The sequence below is a fragment of the Streptomyces sp. NPDC055078 genome (assembly GCF_053607985.1).
In genome coordinates this window covers 737-5,338 of the sequence record NZ_JBSGUP010000580.1, presented here as the reverse complement: position 1 = coordinate 5,338, position 4,602 = coordinate 737, and the positions used below count along the sequence as shown (strand labels likewise).

5 protein-coding genes are annotated in these 4,602 nt (G+C 70.4%); 4 read left to right on the top strand and 1 reads right to left on the bottom strand.

Going from position 1 to position 4,602, the window contains the following annotated elements:
- Window positions 1-30: 30 nt before the first annotated feature.
- The gene (gene mutM / locus ACWF94_RS32505) at window positions 31-891 is read left to right on the top strand and encodes a bifunctional DNA-formamidopyrimidine glycosylase/DNA-(apurinic or apyrimidinic site) lyase (RefSeq protein WP_453496732.1); all 861 of its coding nucleotides are present in this window, start codon (window positions 31-33) and stop codon (window positions 889-891) included.
- Window positions 892-1,022: 131 nt separating this feature from the next.
- On the opposite strand, the gene ACWF94_RS32500 is transcribed toward mutM, so the two are convergent.
- Complete coding sequence (locus tag ACWF94_RS32500; RefSeq protein WP_453496729.1) at window positions 1,023-1,841, bottom strand: CAP domain-containing protein; 819 nt, start codon at window positions 1,839-1,841, stop codon at window positions 1,023-1,025.
- Window positions 1,842-2,017: 176 nt separating this feature from the next.
- Between ACWF94_RS32500 and ACWF94_RS32495 the strand changes: the two genes are divergently transcribed.
- The 3 genes from ACWF94_RS32495 to ACWF94_RS32485 all read left to right on the top strand — a co-directional run.
- Complete coding sequence (locus ACWF94_RS32495; RefSeq protein WP_453496726.1) at window positions 2,018-2,299, top strand: acylphosphatase; 282 nt, start codon at window positions 2,018-2,020, stop codon at window positions 2,297-2,299.
- Window positions 2,300-2,691: 392 nt separating this feature from the next.
- Window positions 2,692-2,910, top strand: a complete 219-nt coding sequence (locus ACWF94_RS32490) for a hypothetical protein (RefSeq protein ID WP_215097132.1) — start codon at window positions 2,692-2,694, stop codon at window positions 2,908-2,910.
- A 180-nt stretch (window positions 2,911-3,090) separates the two neighbouring features.
- On the top strand, window positions 3,091-4,602 hold a 1,512-nt coding region (locus ACWF94_RS32485), incomplete at its 3' end, for a chromosome segregation SMC family protein (RefSeq protein ID WP_453496723.1).

Here is a 4,602-nt window from a genome sequence, read left to right as displayed (position 1 = left end):
ACGTCAAGAGCGTTTCCGGTAAGGAGCCCCGTGCCTGAGCTGCCCGAGGTCGAGGTCGTACGCCGTGGACTCCAGCGCTGGGTCAGCGGACGCACCATCGCCGAGGTGCGGGTACTGCACCCGCGAGCCGTGCGCCGCCACCTCGGCGGCGCCGATGACTTCGCGGCCCGGCTCAAGGGACACAGCGTCGGTATCGCCCGCCGCCGCGGCAAATATCTGTGGCTGCCGCTCGCGGACACCGACTCCTCGGTCCTCGGCCACCTCGGGATGAGCGGGCAGCTGCTCGTGCAGCCGGAGGACACGGTGGATGAGAAACATCTGCGGATCCGCCTCAGATTCGATGACGCGATCGGCACCGAGCTGCGCTTTGTCGACCAGCGCACCTTCGGCGGCCTCTCCCTGCACGACAACACCCCCGACGGACTGCCCGCGGCCATCGCACACATCGCCCGCGATCCGCTCGACCCCGCCTTCGACGACGCCGCGTTCCATACCGCGCTGCGGCTGCGGCGTACGACCGTCAAGCGCGCCCTGCTCGACCAGTCGCTGATCAGCGGGGTCGGCAATATCTACGCGGACGAGGCGCTCTGGCGCGCGAAGCTCCACTACGACCGCCCGACCGCGAGCATCACCCGCCCCCGGTCGGCCGAACTGCTCGGCCATGTCCGGGATGTCATGAACGCGGCCCTGAGCGCCGGGGGCACCAGCTTCGACAGCCTGTATGTGAATGTGAACGGCGAATCGGGATACTTCGATCGCTCACTGGACGCCTACGGCCGGGCGGACGAGCCCTGCCGGCGCTGTGGCACCCCCCTGCGGCGGCGTGCCTGGATGAACCGTTCCAGCTATTTCTGCCCACGCTGCCAGCGCGCCCCGCGCCCGGCACCCTGAGCCCGCGCCCGGCACTCTGAGCCCGCGCCCGGCACTCTGAGCCCGCGCCCGGCACTCTGAGCCCGCGCCCTGCGCTCCGAGACCCGCTCCGGCGCAGCGCGAGCCGCCGCCTCGCGTTAAGAATGAGAGCTTCAGAAGCCGAAGTTCTGGGTCCACCACGGGCCGCCGTCGCCCATATGGACACCGACGCCCAGCGTCTTGTAGTCGCAGTTGAGAATGTTCGCTCGGTGGCCGTCGCTGTTCATCCAGGAGTTCATCACCGCACCCGGGTCGGCCTGGCCGCGGGCTATGTTCTCGCCGCCCAGATGCTTCACACCCGCCTGCGCCGCGCGGTCCCAGGGGCTGTCGCCGTCCGGGTCGGTGTGGTCGAAGAAGCCTCGGTTCGCCATGTCGTCGCTGAAGGCGCCCGCCAGCCTCGCCAGTGAGGCATCGAACCGGACCGGGGCACAACCGGCGTTGGCGCGCTCCTGGTTCACCAGCGCGAGCACTTCCGCCTCGGCCGCCGACTCCGATGGCGAGGGCTTCGGGGGGACCTTCCGCTCCACGGAGCGGTCGGAGTCACGGGGCTTCTCACGGACCGGGGGCGCGGTCTTCTTCTTCCGCGGCGGCGCGGGGGGCGTCGTCCGCTCCGTGGGCTTGGCGGACGGCTTGGCCGGTGCCTTGGGGACGGGGGACTTCGACGGCGCGTGCGCGGGCGGGGGAGGCGTACGCGACGGCAGCTTCGTCGGACTGCTGCTCGCCTCGCCCTGGGTCTGGAGTTCGGGAGCGCCGCCGTCGGTCACCCGGCTGCCGGGGACGGAGCTGTCACCGCCCACCGTGAAGGTGTCGCCACCCGGCAGCAGCCCGGAGGCAACGGCCGCGGCGCCCACCGCCATGGCCGCGGAGGCGCCGAGCAGTCCCGTGCGTACGGGCTTGCCCGCACGCTTTTCGGAGCGTCGGTGGCGTCCCATCTGCTGTGCCTTCCTCATGAATCGACGGCTGTACGGCCCGGCCGCGTATCGGCCGGAAGCCGGCTGAGGACACGACCGATTCACCCGTTCGGGTGAGTTTCATTGGGACCGGACTGTACGCCATGCCGCTTGGCCGAGAAGCGCTCCGTAGGCAATTCGACGGCTACCGTGCAGCCATGGACGACGCCGCACGACTGACCGCCTGGGTGCGCGGTCGGGTACAGGGAGTGGGATTCCGCTGGTTCACCAGGGCAAACGCTCTGGAGATCGGCGGACTCACCGGATTCGCCGTCAATCTCGACGACGGCAGAGTGCAGGTTGTGGCGGAGGGGGCGCGTGAGAATTGCCACCGGCTGCTGGAGTGGCTGCGCTCCGACGACACACCCGGCCGGGTTGACGGTGTCACTGAGATATGGGACACGCCCCGTGGTGGCTACGACGGCTTCGCGATCCGCTGACGACCACCCCCGCCCGGTATCCGCGACGGTGCTGGAATGGCTGCTTCCGGTACCCGCCCGAGGTGGAAAGGGCCTGGTGGTTGCCATATAGGGCAGGTCGTGCCAGGCTGCGGCAGTAAGGATGATCTCCACGCCCCCAGGGCCCCGGAGCGAAGGCCCTGCCGCGTGTCCCGCGAGCGCCTGCCGCCGGGTCGGCCCCTTGATGCCGGGCGTGATCGTGTTGACCGTCAAACTTTTTGGTGAGACTCTGGAAGCCCCGCGCACCTTAGCTGTTTGGCAGTAAGAACCACACCGGAATCAGCAGTACTCAGGCACTGTCGAGCACCGCGGGTGCGAATCCCTCACGACCCACACCGCATCGGTCGGTCACTCAGTGTGGAGGACCATCCATCATGGCAAAGGCGCTTCTCGGTTACGTCGGCGGCTCCGACCCGCGACTTCTCGCCGAGATGCGACGGCTCCAGCAGCGCGTCCAGGACCTCGAATCCGAGCTTGTACGGATTCAGTCCGAGAATGATGCGCTCAATGCTGCCGTCGCCCAGCACCCCGGAGAGTCGCTGCTCGACGGCATCGACATCGACGTACCGCAGGCGGAGCCCGCGCTCACCTGAGCCGGAGGTCCGCTGGAGATCCATCGCGCAAGATATGCAAGGGACGCCCTCGGCGTCCCTTCTTTCTTTCCCTCAGGGTCCCGCTGACCCTGCCCGAAGTCCTTGAGTCCTCCCCTTACCGTCTGATGTGCCCTTCGCCCTCCTCGGTGAAACCGAACCCGAAAGGTAGAGTCCGGCTGCGTGCACCTCAAGGCCATGACCCTGCGCGGGTTCAAATCCTTCGCCTCCGCCACGACACTGCGGTTCGAGCCGGGCATCACCTGTGTCGTGGGACCCAACGGCTCCGGCAAGTCCAATGTCGTGGACGCGCTCTCCTGGGTCATGGGCGAGCAGGGCGCCAAATCGCTGCGCGGCGGCAAGATGGAGGACGTCATCTTCGCCGGCACGACCGGGCGGCCACCGCTCGGCCGGGCCGAGGTCTCCCTCACCATCGACAACTCCGACGGTGCGCTCCCGATCGACTACGCCGAAGTCACCATTACGCGGATCATGTTCCGCAACGGCGGCAGCGAGTACCAGCTCAACGGCGACACCTGCCGGCTCCTCGACATCCAGGAACTCCTCTCCGACTCCGGTATCGGCCGCGAGATGCATGTCATCGTCGGCCAGGGCCAGCTCGACTCCGTACTCCACGCCGACCCGATGGGACGGCGTGCCTTCATCGAGGAGGCGGCGGGCGTCCTCAAGCACCGCAAGCGCAAGGAGAAGGCGCTGCGGAAACTGGACGCGATGCAGGCCAATCTGGCCCGCGTCCAGGACCTCACCGACGAGCTGCGCCGCCAGCTCAAGCCGCTCGGACGGCAGGCCGCCGTCGCCCGGCGGGCCGCGGTCATCCAGGCCGATCTGCGGGACGCCCGGCTGCGGCTGCTCGCCGACGACCTCGGCCGCCTGCGGGCCGCCCTCAGCTCCGAGATCGCCGACGAGGCCGCCCTCAAGGAACGCAGGGAGGCCGCCGCCGCGGAACTGAAGGCCGCGCTCGCCCGTGAGGCGGACCTGGAGGACGAGGTGCGCAGACTCGCCCCGAGGCTCCAGCGCGCCCAGCAGAGCTGGTACGAACTCTCCCAGCTCGCGGAACGGGTCCGCGGCACGATCTCGCTCGCCGACGCCCGGGTCACGAGCGCGACCGCCCAGCCCCCCGACGAGCGGCGCGGCCGTGACCCCGAGGACATGGAACGCGAGGCCACGCGGATCCGCGAGCAGGAAGCGGAACTGGTGGCCGCGCTGGAGGCGGCCGAACGCGCGCTGGAGGACACCGCCGCCCACCGCGCCGAACTGGAACGCGAGCTGGCCGTCGAGGAGCGCCGCCTCAAGGACGCCGCCCGCGCCATCGCCGACCGCCGCGAAGGGCTCGCCCGCCTCGGCGGCCAGGTCAACGCCGCGCGGGGCCGGGCGGCCTCCGCCCAGTCCGAGATCGACCGCCTCGCCGCCGCCCGTGACGAGGCGGGGGAGCGGGCCGCGGCCGCCCGCGCGGAGTACGAACAGCTCCGGGCCGAGGTCGAAGGACTCGACGCCGACGACACCCGGCTGGGCGAACGGCACGACGCCGCCAAGAGCGCCCTGGCCGAGGCCGAAGCCGCCCTGAGCGCCGCCCGGGACGCCCTCACCACCGCCGAGCGCGAACGCGCCGCCGTCGCCGCCCGCCGCGAGGCCCTCGCCCTCGGCCTGCGCCGCAAGGACGGCACCGGCGCCCTC

Coding starts and splice junctions, on each gene's coding strand:
- ACWF94_RS32500 (WP_453496729.1), bottom strand. CDS start 1,841: ATGGGACGCCACCGACGCTCCGAAAAGCGTGCGGGCAAGCCCGTACGC.
- ACWF94_RS32495 (WP_453496726.1), top strand. CDS start 2,018: ATGGACGACGCCGCACGACTGACCGCCTGGGTGCGCGGTCGGGTACAG.
- ACWF94_RS32490 (WP_215097132.1), top strand. CDS start 2,692: ATGGCAAAGGCGCTTCTCGGTTACGTCGGCGGCTCCGACCCGCGACTT.